At 70.7% G+C, this 18,785-nt stretch carries 19 protein-coding genes; 11 read left to right on the top strand and 8 right to left on the bottom strand.

The window, feature by feature from the left end; all coding sequences use genetic code 11:
• Positions 1 to 229: 229 nt before the first annotated feature.
• From ACIHEI_RS29480 to ACIHEI_RS29455, 6 genes are all read left to right on the top strand, one after another.
• A complete protein-coding gene (locus tag ACIHEI_RS29480; RefSeq protein ID WP_396608805.1) occupies positions 230 to 691 on the top strand; it encodes an SRPBCC family protein in 462 nt (153 codons plus the stop codon).
• Between the two features lie 222 nt (positions 692 to 913).
• Positions 914 to 1,636, top strand: coding sequence for a gamma-glutamyl-gamma-aminobutyrate hydrolase family protein (locus ACIHEI_RS29475; protein ID WP_396608804.1), 723 nt, complete (start codon positions 914 to 916; stop codon positions 1,634 to 1,636).
• On the top strand, positions 1,629 to 2,312 hold the full coding sequence (locus ACIHEI_RS29470) for a GNAT family N-acetyltransferase (RefSeq protein ID WP_387648415.1): 684 nt from the start codon (positions 1,629 to 1,631) through the stop codon (positions 2,310 to 2,312). The genes ACIHEI_RS29475 and ACIHEI_RS29470 overlap by 8 nt, the downstream gene beginning before the upstream one ends.
• Complete coding sequence (locus ACIHEI_RS29465) at positions 2,309 to 4,066, top strand: NAD(P)/FAD-dependent oxidoreductase (protein ID WP_396608803.1); 1,758 nt, start codon at positions 2,309 to 2,311, stop codon at positions 4,064 to 4,066. The genes ACIHEI_RS29470 and ACIHEI_RS29465 overlap by 4 nt, the downstream gene beginning before the upstream one ends.
• On the top strand, positions 4,066 to 5,535 hold the full coding sequence (locus tag ACIHEI_RS29460) for a pyridoxal phosphate-dependent decarboxylase family protein (protein WP_396608802.1): 1,470 nt from the start codon (positions 4,066 to 4,068) through the stop codon (positions 5,533 to 5,535). The genes ACIHEI_RS29465 and ACIHEI_RS29460 overlap by 1 nt, the downstream gene beginning before the upstream one ends.
• Complete coding sequence (locus ACIHEI_RS29455; RefSeq protein ID WP_396608801.1) at positions 5,522 to 6,502, top strand: DMT family transporter; 981 nt, start codon at positions 5,522 to 5,524, stop codon at positions 6,500 to 6,502. The genes ACIHEI_RS29460 and ACIHEI_RS29455 overlap by 14 nt, the downstream gene beginning before the upstream one ends.
• A 21-nt stretch (positions 6,503 to 6,523) precedes the next feature.
• Here the strand turns inward: ACIHEI_RS29455 and ACIHEI_RS29450 are convergent, their stop codons facing one another.
• The 3 genes from ACIHEI_RS29450 to ACIHEI_RS29440 all read right to left on the bottom strand — a co-directional run bounded on the left by ACIHEI_RS29450 (position 6,524) and on the right by ACIHEI_RS29440 (position 9,729).
• Positions 6,524 to 7,660 carry an FUSC family protein gene (locus ACIHEI_RS29450; protein WP_396608800.1) on the bottom strand — a complete coding sequence of 379 codons (1,137 nt, stop codon included), beginning with the start codon at positions 7,658 to 7,660 and terminating at the stop codon, positions 6,524 to 6,526.
• A gap of 174 nt (positions 7,661 to 7,834) precedes the next feature.
• Positions 7,835 to 8,638: a hypothetical protein gene (locus tag ACIHEI_RS29445; RefSeq protein ID WP_396608799.1), complete on the bottom strand. Its 804-nt coding sequence runs from the start codon at positions 8,636 to 8,638 to the stop codon at positions 7,835 to 7,837.
• A gap of 686 nt (positions 8,639 to 9,324) precedes the next feature.
• Positions 9,325 to 9,729, bottom strand: coding sequence for a RidA family protein (locus tag ACIHEI_RS29440; protein WP_387648434.1), 405 nt, complete (start codon positions 9,727 to 9,729; stop codon positions 9,325 to 9,327).
• Between the two features lie 243 nt (positions 9,730 to 9,972).
• Between ACIHEI_RS29440 and ACIHEI_RS29435 the strand changes: the two genes are divergently transcribed.
• Complete coding sequence (locus tag ACIHEI_RS29435; protein ID WP_396608798.1) at positions 9,973 to 10,554, top strand: GNAT family N-acetyltransferase; 582 nt, start codon at positions 9,973 to 9,975, stop codon at positions 10,552 to 10,554.
• A gap of 277 nt (positions 10,555 to 10,831) precedes the next feature.
• Complete coding sequence (locus tag ACIHEI_RS29430; protein WP_392955116.1) at positions 10,832 to 11,674, top strand: undecaprenyl-diphosphate phosphatase; 843 nt, start codon at positions 10,832 to 10,834, stop codon at positions 11,672 to 11,674.
• Between the two features lie 66 nt (positions 11,675 to 11,740).
• On the opposite strand, the gene ACIHEI_RS29425 is transcribed toward ACIHEI_RS29430, so the two are convergent.
• The gene (locus ACIHEI_RS29425) at positions 11,741 to 12,238 is read right to left on the bottom strand and encodes an RICIN domain-containing protein (protein WP_392954982.1); all 498 of its coding nucleotides are present in this window, start codon (positions 12,236 to 12,238) and stop codon (positions 11,741 to 11,743) included.
• Positions 12,239 to 12,462: 224 nt separating this feature from the next.
• Here ACIHEI_RS29425 and ACIHEI_RS29420 point away from each other — a divergent pair, with 224 nt between their 5' ends.
• Entirely contained in the window at positions 12,463 to 12,915 is a 453-nt protein-coding gene (locus tag ACIHEI_RS29420) for a VOC family protein (RefSeq protein ID WP_387648447.1), read from the top strand.
• Between the two features lie 272 nt (positions 12,916 to 13,187).
• Positions 13,188 to 13,340, top strand: a complete 153-nt coding sequence (locus ACIHEI_RS29415) for a hypothetical protein (protein ID WP_396608797.1) — start codon at positions 13,188 to 13,190, stop codon at positions 13,338 to 13,340.
• Positions 13,341 to 13,347: 7 nt separating this feature from the next.
• Here the strand turns inward: ACIHEI_RS29415 and ACIHEI_RS29410 are convergent, their stop codons facing one another.
• The gene (locus ACIHEI_RS29410) at positions 13,348 to 14,334 is read right to left on the bottom strand and encodes an ArsR/SmtB family transcription factor (RefSeq protein ID WP_396608796.1); all 987 of its coding nucleotides are present in this window, start codon (positions 14,332 to 14,334) and stop codon (positions 13,348 to 13,350) included.
• An 82-nt stretch (positions 14,335 to 14,416) separates the two neighbouring features.
• Here ACIHEI_RS29410 and ACIHEI_RS29405 point away from each other — a divergent pair, with 82 nt between their 5' ends.
• Positions 14,417 to 15,607: an MFS transporter gene (locus tag ACIHEI_RS29405; RefSeq protein WP_396608795.1), complete on the top strand. Its 1,191-nt coding sequence runs from the start codon at positions 14,417 to 14,419 to the stop codon at positions 15,605 to 15,607.
• Here the strand turns inward: ACIHEI_RS29405 and ACIHEI_RS29400 are convergent.
• The 3 genes from ACIHEI_RS29400 to ACIHEI_RS29390 are packed head-to-tail and all read right to left on the bottom strand — an operon-like array spanning position 15,594 to position 18,546.
• Entirely contained in the window at positions 15,594 to 16,352 is a 759-nt protein-coding gene (locus tag ACIHEI_RS29400; protein ID WP_396608794.1) for a hypothetical protein, read from the bottom strand. The two genes, ACIHEI_RS29405 and ACIHEI_RS29400, sit on opposite strands and share 14 nt — an antisense overlap.
• 21 nt (positions 16,353 to 16,373) lie before the next feature.
• On the bottom strand, positions 16,374 to 17,108 hold the full coding sequence (locus tag ACIHEI_RS29395; RefSeq protein WP_396608793.1) for a DUF1775 domain-containing protein: 735 nt from the start codon (positions 17,106 to 17,108) through the stop codon (positions 16,374 to 16,376).
• A 10-nt stretch (positions 17,109 to 17,118) separates the two neighbouring features.
• Entirely contained in the window at positions 17,119 to 18,546 is a 1,428-nt protein-coding gene (locus ACIHEI_RS29390; protein ID WP_392954991.1) for a HEAT repeat domain-containing protein, read from the bottom strand.
• Between the last annotated feature and the right edge of the window lie 239 nt (positions 18,547 to 18,785).

Below are 18,785 nucleotides of genomic sequence, written 5' to 3'. Positions count from 1 at the left end.
TGAACGCGCGCCCGCCGTCGGCCCGTTGGCTTGTCCCGGGGCGGTGCCTCCGGACCGCAACTGGCGTGTCGCGCACACGGTCGAGGATGATCGTGGGGCGGGTGCTCCCTGCGGAGACCGCCGCGACGCCTGTAGCAACCTGCAGGGCGTCGCACACTGCCGAGCCCGATCGTTCCCGGTCCACGAGCCGGACTCGGAAACATCGGACCCGGACCGGACGGGGGTGGACGTGCCCAGCACCGAACTGAGCCACAGCTACGACATCGCGGCGCCGCCCGCCGCCGTGCTTGCCCATCTGGCGGATCCCAAGAACTACATCGGGCTCTCCCCGCTGCTCGTGGACGTGCGGGACGTGCAGCACGAGGACGGGGTCACGCACTACGTGGCCGTTGAACGCTTCCGGTTCCTCGGACTGATCCAGCACGACAACGTCATCCGTGTCACTCTGCGCACCGACGACGCCGGGCTGCCGGACGAGGCGACGGTCAGCGGCGAGGTGGTCAGCCCGGGTGGTGTGCGGATGGACTACCGCTTCGCCGTCACCGCCCGAGGCGCCGACGGCTCCCTGGTGCTCGATCGACTGCGGCTGCACGCCCCGTTCGGCCTGCTCCGCTACGCGGCCGGGAAGGCCGGAGCAGTGCAGGCCGAACGCGGCCGGGTGCTGGCCCGGCGACTGGGCGGCGGCAGCTGACCCGGGCGGAGCCGCAGACGTCACCGAGCGCACTGCGCTGCTTCGTCGCGTCGGGCCGGACGGCGGGTTGAGCACCCTCCCGCCGGACGTCCCGGACGTCCCGGGCGGGATGCGCGGCCGGCACCGGGAGCCGTCCGGTTGATCTGGTGCGGCCGAGTCGGCGTCAGCTAGCATCCCCCGTGACCGTGTTCAGTCATTTATGCGAGCTCATGGGGGCGGGTCGTGCGACCCAGAATCGGCATCACCGCGCGCTTACGCAGGTCGGTACAGAGCCACGCTGTCCACCAGGCATACGTCGAACAGGTCGCGCGCGCAGGCGGTGTACCGATCATCATCCCGTTCGGCGACGAGAAGCTGTGCGAGCCGATCCTGTCCGCGCTGGACGGTCTGCTGCTCACCGGCGGCGAGGACATCGATCCCGCCCACGCTGCCGGAACGCCCCGGCAGGAGGGGTACGACTACCACCCCGAGCGCGACGCGTTCGAGCTCCGGCTGGTCGAGTTGGCCCTCGACGCCGGGATGCCGACGCTCGGGATCTGCCGCGGCTGCCAGGTCCTCCATGTCGCGGCCGGGAACCGGCTGATCCCGCACATCCCCGACGAGACCGACGGCAGCGTCTCCCACCGGCTCTCGGTCTCCGAATCCTCGCGGCACCGGGTCGAGCTCGTCGCCGGCGGCGAGGTGGCGCGGGCGTACGGGGAGCGCTCCCTGCTGGTCACCTCCTACCACCATCAAGGGCTGGCGATGCCCGAGCGGGCCGATCCCCGGTGGCGGGCGACCGCGCATTCCGACGACTCGCTCGTCGAGGCCATCGAGTTCACGGGCGACAGCTGGGTGGTGGGCGTGCTCTGGCATCCGGAGCTGCCCGCGGCACCGGACCCGGCCGGCGGTGCGGACCCGTTGATCTCCGCCTTCGTCTCCGCTGCGGGGCGCCGGAATGTTTGAGGTCCACCGGCTCGGCCCCGGGGATCTCGGGCTCATCCTCGATCTGCAGGAACGCATCCGCGCGGGCCTGGCCGACCAGACGATTTTCCAGCCCAGTACGGAGGAGTTCATCTCCTACTGCCTCGCGGACGGCGGCCATTGCTACGGCGTCTCCCACGACGGCGAAACGGTCGCGTACCGGATGGTCTACTTTCCGCGTGATCGCGAGTTCAACCTCGCCAAGGACACCGCGCTCCCGGCCACCGAGTACGACCGGGTCGCGCACTGGGACACCATCGCCGTCCTGCCCGACTGGCGCGGACACCGACTGGCCCGGCTGCTGAACACCCGGGCCCTGGCCGACCTGGTGGCCACCGACGTCCGCCATCTCTTCGCCACCAGCTCACCGCGCAACCCGCACGGGATCCGTTCGCTGATCGAGACGGGCTTCCGGCCGATCCGGCTGGTGGAGAAGTTCGGCGGAAAACTCAGGTTCCTGTTCTACCGGTCCACTCCGGCCGGCTGGCCCGAGGCTGCCGGTCCGGCGCAGGCCGTCGCGCTCGCGTCCACCACGGAGTTGGAACTCGCCTTCCAGGACGGGTGGATCGGCACCGGCATCACGATCGACGACTCCGGGCCCCGACTTGTCATGCAGAAGTGGTCTCTTCCCTCCAACGACGAAAGGTTCTTCTCGTGACCAAGGTCCTGATGGCCACAGTCACTTCAGGGCTCGAGGGTTCGGACTTCCTGAAGTCCGGAAACATCGTCCACGCACCGGAGTTGTCGCTCGCGTCGGACGAACGGGTGGTCGACTGCGCCATCCAGCACGGTGCCGATGCCCTGATCACACCTCGACGGCCCGATGACTCGGCGCTGCGCCTGTGGTCGGAGTCCGTTCCCGGCCCCAAGTTCCTCTCCTATGTGATCGGCGTACCGGGAGCGACCCGGCTGCCCGGCATCACCGAATTCCAGCAGAACGACACCGACTTGGACGCCCTGGCCACGGCTCTGCGACGCTGCGAGCAGCAGTTCGCCCTCGGCCGGCCTTCCGTCGGCGGCGATCCGCAGAACCGTGAGGTCGTCCTGATCGGCGCCGGGATCGTCAACCTGGTCACCGCGCTGGAGCTGACCGACAACGGCTACCACGTCACCGTGCTCGACAAGTCCCCGTCACCCGGAAGCAAGGACTGGCGGCAGTACGGCTGCACCCACGCGGGCGACGATGCCCGGATGTTCACCTTCACCGAGATGGACAGCTACAACAACCAGGACTTCCACGGCAGCGCCCCGTCCTGGTTCCGGGTACCGGTCACCGAGAACGGCTGGCTGGCCAAGAGCGGCTCCGCCCTGCCGAGTTCGGAACGGGCCTGGATCGAGGAGTTCCAGCGCGTTCCCGCCTGGCTCGCGCGGGCCTACAACGAGGACATCTTCGCCTTCACCGCGGAGGCCTTCCACGGCTGGACCCGGTTACGCGGCGACCACCCAGGCCTCTTCGAGGACGCGGTGTTCGCCGAGGACATCCTGCGGCTCTACTCCGACCCGCGCGGCCTCGAGGCCGCGCTGGCCCGCCACCGCCGGATCGGCGCCGTGCTCCGCGAGTTGACGCCTGCCGAGGTCGCCCGTGACTTCCCCGGTCTGGCCCGGCCCGTCCAGGACGGGGAGCTGGCCGGTGGCCTGCTGGTACCCGGCTTCACGGTGAACGTCCACAAGTTCGCCGGGAAGATCATCGCGCAGCTCGAAGCCCGGGGCGCCGTCTTCCACTGGGACACCCCGGTCCGCGGCGTACGGCGGGACGACGCCGGGAGGCTCACCGGATTCGCCTGCGACCGGCCCGTTCCCGAGACCGCACACGTCGTGGCCTCGCCGGGATTCGAGGGACGGGAACTGCTCGCCGGATCTCCGTGCGAGGGGCGGATCCACGGTGTGCTGGGCGGTTGGATCCGGATCAGCAACAAGGGCATCGACCTGACGCACTCGCTCAAGGTCGCCCGCAAGGGACACGTGACCGAGGACGCCAACGTCACGGTCGCCGTGGACAGCGACGGCCAGGAGATCCTGATCGTCGGCTCCGGCTACGGGTACGTCGGCACCACGACGGACGGCATCGACGAACGGCAGCTCGCGGCGATGCGGGAGGGCATCCGCGACACCATCGAGCGGCTGTTCCCCGACCGGGCCGAACTGCCGGAATCCTCCGACCCGGCCGAGAACTACGCTTTCAAGTTCTGCGTCCGCCCCTGGACCGCGACCTCGCTCGGCCTCTACCACGCCGAAACCACGGTGAACGAGCGCCTGTTCATCATCAACGGCGGCCACAACACCGGCGGTTTCGCCCAGGCGCCCGCGATCGGCCGCGCCGTCCTCGCCTCGCTCCGCGGCGAGCCGCACCCGATGCACGCGCTCTACCACCCGGAACGCTTCACTGCCTTCATCGAGGGAGGAAACCACTGATGGGCAACCTCGATCCCGCCGACTGGCAGGAGTTCCGGGACCTCGGCAAGCGGATGATCGACGACATGGCCGACTACCTCGAGGGCGTCCGTGACCGCCCGGTCTGGCAGCCCGTGCCCGACAAGGTCCGCACGGCCCTCGACACCGAACTGCCGCGCAGCGGTACGCCGATGGCCACCGTGTACGAGGAGTTCTGCGAGTCGATCCTGCCGTATCCGCGCGGCAACATCCATCCGCGCTTCTGGGGTTGGGCCAACGGCTCCGGCGTGCCCATCGCCGCCTACGCCGATCTGCTCGCCTCCGTCATCAACTGCACGCTCGGTTCGGGCGAGAACGCGGCGATGCTGGTCGAGCGGCAGGTGATCGAATGGCTCAAGCAGGCCTTCGACTGGCCCGCCGAAGCCTCCGGGGTGCTGACCAGCGGCTGTTCGATGGGTCAGATCATCGCCCTCGCCGCCGCGCGCCAGGCCGGCGGGAGTTGGGACATCCGTCGCCACGGCAACCTCGGCGGTCCGCAGCTCACCGTCTACGGCTCCGTCGAGACGCACCACTCGTTCGAGAAGGCGGCCGAACTCCTGGGAATCGGGCGGGAGTTCTTCCGCCAGATTCCGGTCGACCGGGACTTCAGGATCGACCCGGCCGCACTGCGCGACGCGATCCGGCGCGACCGCGAGGCGGGGTTCCATCCGCTGTGCGTGGTCGGAAACGTCGGCACCGTCAACACCGGTGCCATCGACCCCCTGGAAGAGTTGGTGGCCGTCACCCGCGAGGAGGGGCTCTGGCTCCATCTCGACGGTGCCTTCGGCGCGTTCGCCTATCTGCTGCCGACCCACCGACGGCTGCTGGCATGCCTGAACCAGGCGGACTCGCTCGTCTTCGATCTCCACAAGTGGCTCTATCTGCCGTTCGACGCCAGCTGCGTCCTGGTCAACCGGCCGGACGGCCTCGAAGCGGCCTTCAGCTCGAACGCGGACTACATCAGCCGGACCGACCGCGGCCCCGCGGCGTACGAAGTCGCGTTCTCCGACCGGAGCATCGAGCAGTCCAGGCGTTTCCGGGCGCTGAAGGTCTGGTTCGCGCTCAGGACACACGGCCTCGACGCCTTTGCCGACGCGATCTCGGGCAACATCGCGCAGATCTCCCACCTGACGCAACTGGCCGACGCCTCAAGCAGTTTGGAGGTCGTCTCCCGCAGCCTGCTGAACATCGCCTGCCTGCGCTACGTCTGGCCGGACGCCCAGGCGGACCAACTCGACCGGGTCAACCGGGAGATACTGTCACGGCTCCAGGTCGGTGGCTTGGCAATGCCGTCGCACACCGTCATCGACGGGAAGTTCGTCATCCGAGTCGCCAACAACAACCACAGGACGACAGTGGCCGACATCGAATTCCTGGTCGACCGGATCCAGGCGATCGGCGACCAGCTCACCGACCGTCCGCCGAAGGCCCCCGCAGGTGATTCCCGTTAAGGCACCCAACTACTCGATCGGCCTCCCGGCGGCACTGGCCGCGACCGCCCTGTGGGGATTCACCTTCCTCGGGCCCGCCGCCATCGCCCCGGTCAACATCTACTACCTGGTGGTGGGCAGGTACGCGGTCTTCGGCCTGATGTCGATGGCCGTCCTGGCGCTCAACCCCGGCAAGGCACGGAGGATGGGGGCGCGGAGCTTCCTGAAGGCCATGCACCTGGGCGTGGTCGGATACATCGGCTTCTACCTGCTGCTGTCCCTGTCCGCCACGATCGGCGGCGGAGTCCTCGCGTCCACCCTGACGGGCCTGATCCCCGCGATGGTCGCCCTGGCCTCCAACGTCTTCGAGAAGGCACTGAGTTGGCGACGGCTCCTGCTGCCGACCCTCATCGTCTCCGGCGGTCTGCTCCTGGTCGACCGCGGCTCCGCGGCCGACCGGGCCGGCGGCTCCGCGAACCACATCCTGATCGGGATCGCCCTCGGCTTCGCGGCCTGCCTGGCCTGGGCCTACTTCGTCATCGTCAACGGAATCATCCTCAAGCGCGCCAAGGTGCCCGTCGACAACGTGGTGTGGACCGCCAGCATCGGCCTCGGCGCGTTCTGCGGATCCACCCTCCTGATCCCGCTGGCCCGATCCGGCAGCGGCCCCTCGCCATTCGCCGACCCCGGCACCTTCTGGCCGTACCTGGGCTGGTGCGCCGCACTGGCACTGCTCGGCTCCTGGTGCGCCACCTGGTTCTGGAGTGCGGCAACGAAACGCCTGCCCACGACGATCATGGGCCCGATCATCGGAATGGAGGCCGTCTTCGGCGTGGTGTTCAACCTCCTGTGGCAGCACCGCCTGCCCGGCTTCTACGAACTCACCGGCGCCCTGCTGGTCGTGACCGGCGTCTTCCTCTGCGCCTACCTGTTCAACCGCGCGGCGGCCCCACCACCACCTGTGCTCAGGGCGGCCGAGTCGCCTTGATCCTTCACGCCCGGCCGCCCGTCAACCGGCCGACTGGGACGGAGCTCTGCGGGTGCGTTTGGCCAGCAGGCCCGCGAGCAGCATGACGAGCAGGCCGATTCCGACGCCGCAGAACGTCCACAGCACCCGATAGCCCTCGGCGGCGTAGTCGGAGGGCCGCGGGAGGTCCACCAGAACGAGGACGCCCGCGGCGATGGCCGCGCAGTAGAGCGCGTAGTTCCAGAACCGAATCGCCGCGCCGTGCACCAGCAGTACGAGTGCGACCACTTCGAGTCCGCGTAAGACGGCGAAGAATCGCAGGCCGTGCTCGCTGGTGGGGATCAACAGCAGCAGCGCAGCCGCGACCGCGCCGATCAACGCGCCGGTCAGCCGCTGCGCAGAGACCAGCGTGGCCTGCTCCAGATTCGGCTTCATCGCGACCATGGCGGCGATCGGCATCCAGTAGCCGTACGACAGGTCCGGCCCGAAGGCGAGCGCGACAGTGCCGGCGATGGCCAGGGCGCGGATCACCGCGAACATGATCAGCGGCCGGGTCAGTTTCCGGCGCGAGGTGTCGCCCGGGAGTTCCGTCACCGGCTGGGGCCTGTCCACGCGTCCCTGAATCAACCATCCGGCGAACGTGACGATGATCCACAACGCCGCGCCACCTGCCCAGGCAACCGTCTGGGCCCAGGTGTAGCTCGTGATGCGCGCGTGCTGATGGAAGCTGGAGGCGGCGCCGAGGGTGACGATGAACCAGAGGTTGAGGAGCATGGCGGTGACGAACCTTCGCGTCCCGTACGCGACCGCCAGGCCGGCCACGAGGGTGACCACGAAGGCCGCGAGCACCAGCCAGCCCCAGGCGTCCCCGCCGATGCCGAACCCGAGCGCGGTCACCCCCGCACCGATCAGGGCGAAGACGGCGATGTGCGACGCCCGGCCCCGGTAGCTGCCGCCCGGGTCGTCCAGCGCTGCGAACAACAGGCCGAAAACCGCGCTGAGCAAGTACTGCTCGTACCCGATCGCCCAGAAGACGACCAGCGGCACCAGCGCGACATCGAGGAACATCACCGCCCGCGGCCAGTTCAGGCCCGCCGGGTTGAGTGCGAACACTTTCGAGAGCCCACTCGTGATCCTCCGGCGGGCCGGCTGTCCGGCTCGACTGCTGGTACCGGTCATGGACACCCTCTCTCTCGCGGCATTTCACCGTTCACGTCACTTCAGGCGCATTGTTCGATCCTCTCGGCGTTGCCGTGCGGCGGCCCGCCGGGCCGTCCGTGACGAGGGCCTGTTCACCCGGCGCTGTTCCTCGTGCGCCCCCAGATGGTTCAACCCTGAGACGGGTACGGACACTCAGGCGGCTTCCTCGGTGCGCTCGGGCAACAGCAGCACCGCGCCGACCAAGAAGCACACCGCGCCGATCAGTGTCTGCGTGTTCGCCCGGTCGAGGTTGTGAACCTGGCCGGTCACCGGGCTGACCCAGCCGGCCACGGCGGAGACTCCGAACGCGATGGAACCGATCAGATTGACCAGCGTGATCCACCAGGCCCAGGTTCGGGGGCGCCAGGCCAGCCACCCGTGGCTGGCCTCGTACCAGGCGAGCGCGCTGGCCACCAGGAAGCAGACCGAGCCGATCGCGTCGGGCCGCCACACATGCCGGTGTGCCGCCTGCGCGGAGAGGTTGTCGGCCATGGCGAGTGCGGTGCTGACGTTGAAGTAGACGGTCCCGAGAAGTTGGACCGCGGTGGCCCACCAGTCGATCCGGCCGGGCTGGACGACGAAGAAGCGTCGGCGGCGAGGATTCTGCGCCGGTAACGAGGCATCGACTGCCTCCCGGTAACAGAGGAACGAAGCCGTGGTGAAGAACAGCGAACCGACGAAGTAGGTGATCGCGTCGCCGCGCGACGACCCGAACGCATTGGCGTACCCCGGGATCGAGCCGACCGCGAACAGCAACGACCCGACGGCGAACAGGACGGCGATCCACCATCCGCGCGCCGCGGGCGCCCACCACGTCGATCCGGCGGCCGGCTCCTGGTGCTTGCGGTGGCGCCGCGATCCCCGGCGGACGAGCACCCCGTTCGGGCCCACGTGCTCCACGAACGTCAGCGCGGCACCGCGGCCCCGACCCCGACCGGCCTTCTGTCCCCCGGTCATCACGACGACCTGCCCGTTCGCCTCATCGCTCTTCTCCCTCACCCTGCCCCGGAACCGTGCGCCGCCGACGCTGCCCTCGTCTCCCTGGAGGAGCTGGCGACCCTGCTCCGTGCTCACCACGCGTGATCCCAATGGGTCACATCACGCCGTTCACCGCACATGCCCAGCGGGACACGCTCAGGATTCCCCGGCCGGACGCCCTGCGCATCCGCCACCGCCTCACCGAACTCCAGAAGGCGCTGGACGAATCCGACGACGGTCGGCGGCGAACGGCCCGTCGCAGGCTGAGTCATTCAGGCACTCCTGCTCAGCTGGTGGCTCGCAGTGCGTTGCGGTCCGGCTGCGGGAGCCACCAGTCGGCGGCAGCAGCCTTCACCATCCCCGCGGCCAAGCGGGCACGAAGGCTACAGGCCGTGGGCGAACCCGAGCACGCCAACGCGGGCCGAGCCCGGAACACGAAGAAGGCCCGACCACTGAGTCGGGGCCTTTCGTTTGCCCTGGCGGGCGAAGGCGGAGGATACGAGATTCGAACTCATGAGGGGTTCCACACCCCGGTCGCCATGCAGCGAGTTGCGAAATCGCCTTCGAGCCGGGGCGCCACGCTCACCGCTCCCCGACATCACTCATTCGTGTTCAGCAGTCAGCATGACAAGAGCCCACTGAATGAATCGAGCCGGACTCCTCACCTACGGCTTCACATCGAGACGCACGAGCGCGCCGATCTCGACGAGTTGGTCCGGCAGCGCCAAGTCGGAAACGCCCATGACCGTGCTGGTGGGGCGGTGCTCCCCGAAGTACTCGGCGTGGAGGCGTGCTGTCGTGTCGAAGTTCTCGCGCAGGTTCCGCACCAGAACCGTGGTCTCTACTATCTGGCTGCGCTCGGCCCCGAACTGCTTCAGTACCAGGTCCAGGTTCTCCAGCGTGGTGCGGACCTGCAGTTCGAAGTCGTCGGCACCCACGAAAGTGCCGTGACGGTCATGGGACAGCTGCCCCGACACATAAACCGTGTCACCGACCTGAGTGGCCTGGCTGTATCCGTACAACGATTCCCACGGCATGCCGAATCCGAATGCCTTCACCTGAGTACTCATGACTCACTCCCTTGATACAACTTGTGGGCCGCCGGCTGCGGATAGGTCCTTACGCGAAGAATTTACGGGTTCGTGTAGACGATGATTGTCCGGAAGTGCCTTCGAAGTGTTCTTCGTGCGCACAAAATTGGCTGCGTTGGGCCCCTTCGGTCGCTGGTGTGATGAGCGGAACCATCCGGACTGTTCCCGCCCGCACCCGGAAAAGCGCTTGCCACGCCCGCGCCCGAGTGATCAGCTCGCCCGATGGACATCCGCCTGCGCACCGACCGACTGACCCTCCGTCGCCTCTCCCCCGCCGACCTCCCCGCCGTCACCGCGCTGTGCGGCGACCCGGAGGTGATGCGGCACCTGGAGGACGGCCGTCCGATGCCCGCAGCGCAGGTCGCCGAGGAGGTACTCCCGGCGGTGCTCGACGAGTACGACCGACTGCCGGCCGGCCTCGGCTGCTGGGCGCTGGCCACCGGTACGGAGAGCTTCCTCGGCTGGGCGGCCCTGCGCCCGGCCCACTCGGTGGGGCTGGAGACCGGCCCGTCCGGCGGACTGGAGATCGGCTACCGCCTGCTGCCCGCCGCCTGGGGCCGGGGGTACGCGACGGAGGCAGCCGTCGCCCTGGTGCGCGCAGCGTTCACCGAGCTGAAGGCGGAACGGGTGGTGGGCACCACCATGGCGGTGAACTCCGCCTCCCGCCGGGTACTTGAGCGGGCCGGCCTGCGCCACGTCCGCACCTTCTTCGAGGACTGGCCGGACCCGATCCCGGGCAGCGAGCACGGCGACGTGGTCTACGAGCTGACCCGCACCGACTGGGCGGCGCAGCACGCCAACTGACCGTCTGCCGGCATCCCGTCACGCCAGGACCGAGGAAGGCCGTCGAACTCCGCGCCCGCACAAGACGGTTGGGCCCTACCGCAATCCCCCGGATCCCCTCACCCGCTGAGCGTCGAACCCCTCCAGACACCCGGAGGAAAGGTCCGCGACACCTGGAGCCCCTATTGTCCGGGCCACACCGGTCCGAGCCCCCGAGCCGCCGCCGGGCCATCTCACGAGCGAACAGGACTGACGCCATGCTGAACCACCGATCGATATCCGCGGGGTTTGTCCGGTGATCGACTGGTTCCACGGGGCCGTGCTCGGTCTCGTACAGGGTCTGACCGAGTTCCTGCCGGTCTCCTCCAGTGCGCACCTGCGGGTGTTCTCGGCCCTCGCGGGCTGGGACGACCCGGGCGCGGCGTTCACGGCGGTGACGCAGTTGGGTACCGAGTCCGCGGTGCTGATCTACTTCCGCCGCGACATCGGCGCGATCATCAAGGCGTGGACGCTGTCGCTGTTCCGGGCCGAGTGGCGGCGGGACCAGAACGCGAAGCTCGGCTGGTACGTGATCGTCGGCACGCTGCCGATCGGCATCATCGGCAAGCTGTTCCAGGACACCATCGAGACCACGCTGCGCGACCTGCGGCTGATCGGCACCACGCTGATCGTGTTCGGTCTGATCCTCGCCGTCGCCGACCGCTCGCGCGCGGTGCGCAACGCCCGCCCGATCAGCTCGCTGACCTTTCCGCACGCGCTGATGTACGGCGCCGCGCAGTCGCTGGCGCTGATCCCGGGCGTGTCCCGCTCGGGCGGCACGATCAGCGCCGGCCTGTTCCTCGGCTACAGCCGCGAGGCGGCCGCCCGGTACTCGTTCCTGCTGGCCATCCCGGCGGTGCTGGCCTCCGGCACGCTCGAACTCTTCAAGATCGGCGAGGGCCCGGCACCTGCCTGGGGGCCGACCATTCTGGCCACCGTGATCGCCTTCGCGGTCGGCTACGCGGCGATCTCCTGGTTCCTGAAGTACATCTCGCACAACAGCTTCATGCCGTTCGTGATCTACCGCGTCCTGCTCGGCATCACCATCATCGGCCTGGTCACCGCGGGCGTCCTCGCCCCGGACGCGGGTGCGATGCACTGACCTGCCACCACCCCGGAAGGGGCGGGCCCCGGAACGACCGGGCGGCCCGCCCGTTTTCCGTGCGCGCTACTTGTCGTAGAGCATCCACCACTGGTGCAGTCGGCCGTCGGCCGGCTCGATGGTCACGGACTGGTCCTCCCCGTTGGCCTGAAGGACCATCTCCGGGTCCTCGTTGCTGGCGATGGTGCTGCGCTCCCGGTCGGTGTCAACCACCCACTTCTGGTACTCGTCGTCCGGGTCGCAGACCAGTTGGGTCACGGAGTGCCCGTCGCCGGCGTCCGCGATGCACTTCCCGTAGTGGCCGCCCTTGATGGTGTAGACGCCCAGGCCGTCGGACGTCTCGGCGACCTTGGTGAACGTCCAGTCCTGGTAGCCGAGTTCGGAGTCCCGGGTCAAGAAGGCGGCTCCGAGGTACTCGTCCAGGTTGGTACCGTCGCTCGCGGCCTGGACGGACTTGCTGAACGACTCGCCCTCGGCCCTCGCCGGACCGCCTCCGAGGACGACGACGCCGGCGAGTGAGACCGCCGCCGCGAGGGTGGCGGCGGCCTTCCTGGTGATGTGCACTGCCTCTCCTTGTCCGAGCTGTTCGCGGACACCTGGGGCCCGGACCGGGCCCGTCCGCCCAGTCGCGAAGCTAGAGCGCGCAGCACCGGTTCGCGCCCGCCGCGATCCGCGTCGCCCTGATCGGCCACGGCAATTCACCTGAGCAGCGCACACTGCCCGCCCGACACGCCGCAGCCACCTGCATTGCTTGTGATTCGATCAGGTGTGCGATTTGATGCGGTGCCATGACACTCGCCTGGAAACTGGTCGTTGACAGCGCCGATGCCTCCGCCATCGCCGAGTTCTGGGCCGCCGCCCTCGAGTACGAGGTCGAGGACCCCACCGCGCTGATCGACTCCCTGCTCGCTGCCGGTCGCCTCCCCGCCGCCGCCGTGCTCGAACTCCCGGACGGCCGCAAGCAGTTCCGCGGCTTCTCCGCCGTCCGCCACCCCGACGACCCGCACGACCCCGTCAGCGGCATCGGCAAGGGCCGGCGCATCCTCTTCCAGGACGTCCCCGAAGCCAAGTCCACCAAGAACCGCCTCCACCTCGACATCCACTCCGACGGCCGACTCGAACCCACGGTCGAGCGCCTGGAGTCCCTCGGCGCCAAGCGCGTCAAGGAACACGACCAGGGCCCGGTCGGCCACTGGTGGATCATGCTCGACCCCGAGGGCAACGAGTTCTGCGTCGCCTGACGTCCCGTCACCCCGCCCCCGGTGCGGCCCGCCGGCACGGGAGGGCATCCTCGCGCTGTGCGATGATGCCCGCCATGACGACGACTTGAAGAGCGCCCGGCCGCCGCCCGTACTGGCTGAAGGTCCACCCCTGGGAGCCCCGCCGCGACGGGGACCGCTACCTGTGCGGTGACTGCGACGCCCCCGTCCGCTCGTACCTGTACCGGCTCCACCCGCCCGAGTCGTCCGGCTACGAGCGCTGCGTCCGGCTCGGCTGGTGTGCCGGTTGCCGGGTGTACTCCACCGCGCTGGTCCTCGTCCCGCGCGGGCGCGTGCTGACCAATGCGCTCGCCGGCCTTCCCGCCGAGGAGCGCGAACGGCTGCTCCGCAAGGAACACCTGCTGGTGGCCCACCTGGCCAGGCTGAATCGAACACAGACGCCCTGACGGCCCGTCACAACCCCGGCTGCCCGTCCGCGAGGTGGTCGCCGAGCGGGGTGCGGTGGTAGAGGACGCGGCGGCCGAGGCGGGTGCGGTCGACCAGGGCGGTGTCGCGCAGGACGGCGAGGTGGCCGCCGACGGTGCCGACGGACTGGCCCATCAGGGTGGCGAGTTCGCTGGTGGTGGCGGGGATGTCGAGGTGGCGGAGGATCGCCGCGCGGCCGGCGCCGACCAGCCGGGCGAGGGCCTGGTCACCGGCGGCGGCGGGGCCGGGTACGCCCGTTCCGCGGGCGGGGTAGACCAGGGCGTGCGGGCGGCCGGGTGCGTGGCACAGCCAGGAGCTGCTGCGGGAGCTGACCGGGACGAACAGCATCCCGTCCGGCCCGACCACCTGGTCCGGGCCGGGCCGGTCGCTGAACCGGATGGCGTCGGCGCCGACCCACGCGGTGCGTCGGCTCATCAGGTGCAGGGCGCGCGGCCAGCCGTGCGCGGCGAGCAGTCCGGCCCGGTGGGTGACGTCGCGTTGCAGGACGGCCCGGCGGGCCGGCCACTCGGCGGCGAGGTGGGTGTCCCAGACCGCGCGGAACAACTCGGCGGCCCGCGCGCCGTGTTGGCGTCCGGTGAGCCAGTCCAGGTGCCGGTCGCTCTCCCAGCTGTGCGCCAGCGACAGCCGCAGGCTCTCCCGCACCGCCTCGTCCGGCACCCGCGCCGCCTCGGCGAGTTCGGACTCCAGGGTGGTCTCCATCCCGCCGCCGGGCGGCACCACCAGATGCTCGGGAAGCCACTTCGTGGCCGAGATCAGCCCGACCAGCCCCCGCGCGTACGGGTCCGCGCGCAGCCGGGCGTGGAACTCGACGCGATGCCGGGCGTGCCACTCCGGATGCCACGAATCCGCTGCGGGGCGGGCGAGTTGGACGATCGCGGCGAGCGTCTCGGCGAACGGCGACAGCGCGAACCGGGAACGGGACAGCGCCAGCGAGTCCAGTCGCAGCATCACCATGGCGAACGTCCGCCCCTTCCTCAGCTTTCGTCGGTCGCCGAAACGATAGAGGCCCGGCGGTGCGGCCTCGCACACTCTGCGGGTGCTTCCACCACTCTTTCACCACCCCGGTTTCCGCTGGTTCTTCGCCGGCCGCGCGATCTCCCTGCTCGGCAGCGCGATGGCGCCGGTGGCACTGGCGTTCGCGGTGCTCGACGGCTCCGGCCGAGCCACCGACCTGGGCGTCGTCCTCGCGCTGCGGACGCTCCCCCTGCTGGCGTTCCTGCTGCTGGGCGGCGCGATCGCCGACCGCCTCCCGCGCCGCACCGTCCTGCTCGCCACCCACCTCGGGGCCGGCCTCACCCAGGGCCTGGTTGCGGCACTGCTGCTGACCGGCCACTACGCGCTCGGCCCGATCGCCGCCCTCGAGTTCCTCAACGGCCTGCTCACCGCGTTCACCTCGCCCGCGCTGGTCGGCGTGCTGCCCGAACTCGTCCCGCGTGAGCAACTGCGGCCCGCGAACGCCCTGTTGGGCATCGCCGCCAACGGCAGCAAGGTACTCGGCCCGGCACTGGCCGGACTCCTCGTGGCGGGCGTGGGCGCCGGCTGGGCGGTGGCGGGCGACGCCCTCAGCTACCTGCCCGCCGCGCTCTGCCTCGCCCGCCTCCCGGCCGGCCGGATCCGCGCCCAACGGGCATCCCTGCTACCGGAGTTGCGCGAAGGCTGGACGGCCTTCCGGCGCACCCGCTGGATCTGGTGGACGACCTGGTCCTACTGCGCGACCAACCTGCTGCTCACCGGCCCGTGGCAGATCCTCGGCCCACAACTCTCCGGCCCCGCCCTCTGGGGCACCCTGCTCGCCGCCCGTGGCACCGGCCTCCTGCTGGCGGGCGCCGCCCTCTACCGGCTCGCCCTCCCCCGCCTGCTCGCCGCCGGCCAGCTCGCCGGCCTGACCCTCCCGTTGCCCCTCCTCGCCCTCGGCCTGCACGCCCCCACCCCCTGGCTCCTCGCCGCCGCCCTCACCGCCGGCCTCGGCAGCGCCCTCGCCACCACCGCCTGGGACACCTCACTCCAGGAACACCTCCCACCCGACCTCCTGTCCCGCGTCTCCTCCCACGCCGACGTCTTCTCCTACCTCGCCATCCCCCTCGGCCAGCTGGCCTGCGGCCCCCTCGCCACCCACTACAGCCCCCACCTGCTGGCCACCACAGCCGCCCTCACCCAGGCCACCCTGACCCTCCTCCCCCTCCTCTCCCCCCACGTCCGCACCCTCCCCCACCTCAAACCGGCCTGACCACAACCCCGAAGCCCCGCGCAGCCGCCACCTGCACCGCCACCACGAACTCCGTCCTACAGTCCGGACAGGCCGAGCTCCCGAACAACCGCAGCACCGCCCGCGCCACCTCCCTCCGGCCGTCCGCGACCGCCCGCGCATACAACTGGGCGGCCGGGACGCCGAGTTGGTCCGGCCCGGCCGGCCGCAGCGGCACCCGCTCGGGCTCTCCGGGCAGCGAGTACTCGGCGTCGGCGCAGTACGGGAGGTCGGTCCCGAGCTCCACCTCCAGCAGCAGGCCGCACCAGGGGCAGCAGGCCTCGTACTCACCGGTGTGCAGGCCGTCCAGGCATCGGTCCCAGACCTCCACGCCCTCGAAGGAGAGCAGGCAGGAGAGCAGCAGCACGTACTGCTCCTGGTCGGCGGCCCGGCTCAGCGCTCCGGTGGCGAGCCGGTGCAACTCGCCCAGCGGGGTGGCGAATTCGTCCAGCGGGCCGCCGACCGTCCCGGGCCCGGGCGCGCAGGAGGCGATCGCCCCGGCCGCCGACAGCACCGGCACCGCATGCGTCGTCCCGTCGTGGGCAGCCGCGATCTGCGCCAGGCGGGGCAACGCCGCCCAGCTCGCCGGGTACGCGGTGTCCAGCTGCGGGCACAGGTGGTCCATCAACTCCGGCCAGCGGGCGGCCGGGTCGGCGGCGAAGCGTTCGAGTAGCGCCGGTAGGTGGTCCGCCGGTCCGCAGGCGTCGGTGAGCAGTGACCAGTCCATCAGTGCGGCCGTGCGCGACGGCTACTTGTCGCGGCGGGAGGACCTGCGGCGCACCGCGAAGGCGATCAGCGTGCCGAGCACCACGACCGCGGCGAGGCCGCCGAGGACGATCGTGGTGATGCTCTCGGTGTCCTTCTCGGACGCGACGGGCGTGCCCGAGGCGGTGGCGGACACCGACGGCGCGGCAGAGGACGGCGCGGTGGCGGACGGTGCGGCGGAGTCGCCGGCAGCGGCCGAAGGCGTCGCGGCAGCCGGAAGCGGGGTGGCTCCGGCGGCGGCCGGGCGGAGGGCGAGGACGGGGGCCGGGTGTTCCGGCTTGCTGTCGCCCTGCGGGAGTTCGATCCACCGGTCGGTGTGACCGTCGGAGTAGTCGACCAGGGTCTTGAACACCACCGAAGTGGCGGCGGGGAGTTGACGCACCTTCACGGAGAACTCCGCGGTCGCGCCGGGCGCGAGGGCCGGCCCGGCGACCGTCCAGCCGTCGGCGGTGGGGGTGAATGCCCAGCCGTCGGGGGTCTTGACGGAGGTGATGTCGGCGGGGGCGAGCCCGGCGGGCAGCGTGACCTTGAGGTCGGTGATGCCCGCCGTGGAGGACTCGCCCTCGGCGGAGAAGGTGACGGTGGCATCGACGCTGAGCGCCTGCGCGGTCGAGGTGTTGACCTCGACGTGGGCGGCGGCGCCGCCGGCCGCCCCGAGGAGCATCCCTGCGGTGAGGAGGGCTGTCAGGGCGTGGCGCGGAGCTCGCGATCGCTGCATGGGCGTGACTCTACCGGTCGCGGGCCGTCAGACGGCCGCGAACGGCGGCATGGACCTCGGCTTCCTCGGCGGGGTCGGCGGCGAGTCGGCGCAGACGTTCGAGGACGCGGGCGTCACCGGTGGTGGTGACGTGGGTGGCGGCGAGTTCCCGGGTGGATTCCTCGCAGTCCCACAGGCATTCGACGGCCGGGCCCTCCCCGAAGTACGGGTCGGTGACGGCGAGTGCCTGGGCGGCCCGGCCGCGCAGTTCGGAGGAGGCCGCTTCGCCGTAGACGTGCCGCAGGGCTGGCACGGCCGCGGCGGCGCGCAGTCGGCCGATGCCGTCGACGAGGCTGCCGAGGGCGGTGCCGGTGACACCGTTCAGCGAGATCCATTGGTGGAGCGCGGCGACCACCAGCGGTGCGTCGCACGCTTCGCCGGCGTCGGCGAGGAGGCGGACGGCGGCCTGGCCGAGGGCGCTGTCGGCACTGCCGGTCGCCGGGTCGGCCCAGCGGCGGGCGTGCTTGAGCGCCTCGGGACCTCGCATCCGGCCGAGCAGTTCCAGCGAGGTGGCGACGATCCGGTGGTCCAGGTCGGCGGCGGCGGTCTCGATGTATTCGGCGGCGGCCGGGTCGCGTTGTTCGACCAGGTGCCGGAGGGCGGCGCAGCGGGCGCCGGCGGGGCCACCGGCGGCGGCCTCGTGCAGCAGTGCCGCGTCCTCGGGTCGGACGACGGCGGTGAGGCAGCGGGCGGCCGCGGCGGCGCGCCGGGCGAGGGCGCCGGGTTCGCGGCTTTCGCCCTGGTCGGCCCAGGCGAGGACGTCGGCGGTGGACCAACCGGGCGTGACGCCGGGGCGGTTGAGTTGCCGCTGCCACAGGTCGAAGGGGGACTGCTCGCTCGCGGTGGCGATCCGCGGGTGGTGGACGGCCCACAGCCGCCAGACCCGTGGCTCGTACGCGGCGCGGATGGCTTCGCGCAGTTCGGCGTCGCCCTCCGGACCGGCCGGAAAGCGGCGCAGGACGGCGGGAGCCAGGGCGAGCAGCGCCTCGTCGGTGTCGCGCAGGGCGAGTTCGTCGAGGGCCCAGGCCCAGTTGGTCCCGGTGGTGGTGTAGGCGCGCAGCAGGTCGAGGGCGTCGCGGCGGCCGTAACCGGCGAGGTGGCCGAGTACGGCCAGGGCGAGGCCGGTGCGGGCCTCGTCGGTGTCGGTGGCGTCCTCGGGGGAGGTGAGGTGGAGTTCGAGGCCGGTGAGGGGGGCCTCCAACTCCATGTAGAGCCGCGCGTAGTACAAGGAGCGGTTCTCGACCTGCCAGTCGGCGCGGGGGTCGTTGGTCACGCAGCTCTCGACGGCGGTGATCGCCTCGTCGCGGTCTGCGGCCAACGCATGCAGCTGCCCGTCCCCGCGGCCTCTCTGGAGGAGGCCGAGGAGGCTGGCGCTGGGCGCTATCACTGGCTCGAACATGAGGTCAGCATCCGTTGCGGCGGTCGTCAAGGCAACGGGATTTCCGTCGCCGGGGTCGGTTGGCACAGCTCAGGCGCCCGGGCGCCGGAATCACCGAAGGTTACCGGCTCGGGGGCCGATCCGCACACAGGGCAACGGATTTCCGCAGGTACGGCCAGTCCGAGCCGGTTCCGTCCGTACCGGATCGACCGGTTCCGGACGTGGGGTCCGCGCGCCGGGCGCGTGCCACACACTTGTCA

The organism is Kitasatospora sp. NPDC051984 (genome assembly GCF_044593455.1).
Lineage (GTDB): Bacteria > Actinomycetota > Actinomycetes > Streptomycetales > Streptomycetaceae > Kitasatospora.
The sequence above is the reverse complement of the archived record's forward strand: the minus strand, read 5'-3'. Positions and strand labels throughout refer to the sequence as shown.